Raw genomic sequence first — 853 nt, 5'->3', positions numbered from 1 at the left:
TCTCAACATTGCCGTTCACCTAGACGCATAACAAGCGCATCCAGGTGACGCCTTCGGCGCACCTGATGCGGGCGTTAGGCTCTAATCTATTCATCAGCTAACGATCATAGTATGAAGTTCCTTAATAATATCGCAATATTAGTGCTATCTATGTCAATTTTTTTCTTCGGCTATTCAGTTCTTTCTCTTACAAAGGAGATTAATGCTGTAAGAGAAGAGTTGCCAAGTAATTTGGAAAAAATAGCCGAGCTAGAGAATAATCTTTCTATAAGTCATTGGTATAAATTATTGAAAAGTTTTGATGATAAAATCCCAAAAATTCTAACGCAAATCGAAAAAGTTAGAGTTACATCTGAAAATATCAATTCATCTATTCCGTCTGTTGTCGCCGAGAGTCAAAAGATAAGAACTGTAGCCCTTCCTCCACTATTAAAAGAAATAAAATATGCTCAGGAGAAAACTGTTCCCGAAATAATAGGGCAAATAGAGATTTCACAGATGAAAACAATACCTAATATTTTGAGTGAGACGAAGAAAATTAGAAAAATGATCCCACCAACCTTAGAAAAAGCTGACTATCTCGTAAAAGAGGCAAGCAAGGTTGGAAAGCATGCAGCAGAAGGGGCTGTGAGTGGTACAGTTAAAGGGGTACTAACGGCTCCTTTAGATCTTCTCGATGATGCAAAAGATTCAATAATAAATTAAGTAATAGGCTTTCGGGTATAAGCCTAACAAGCGCATCCAAGTGACGCCTTCGGCGCACCTGATGCGGGCGTTACATGGCTAAATCAAACATATGAGTAAATTTCCAGATCAAGAATATGAATAAATTTGCAGTATTTTCTGATATTCA

At 37.5% G+C, this 853-nt stretch carries 1 protein-coding gene; it reads left to right on the top strand.

Features of this window, described 5'->3' with window-relative positions:
* Positions 1 to 111 precede the first annotated feature (111 nt).
* The gene (locus ACY2RQ_RS19495) at positions 112 to 705 is read left to right on the top strand and encodes a hypothetical protein (protein ID WP_490114679.1); all 594 of its coding nucleotides are present in this window, start codon (positions 112 to 114) and stop codon (positions 703 to 705) included.
* Positions 706 to 853: the final 148 nt, after the last annotated feature.

Source organism: Parendozoicomonas sp. 209JJ7-1 (assembly GCF_058147085.1).
This window is presented reverse-complemented; position numbering and strand designations above follow the sequence as displayed.

Coding starts and splice junctions, on each gene's coding strand:
- ACY2RQ_RS19495 (WP_490114679.1), top strand. CDS start 112: ATGAAGTTCCTTAATAATATCGCAATATTAGTGCTATCTATGTCAATT.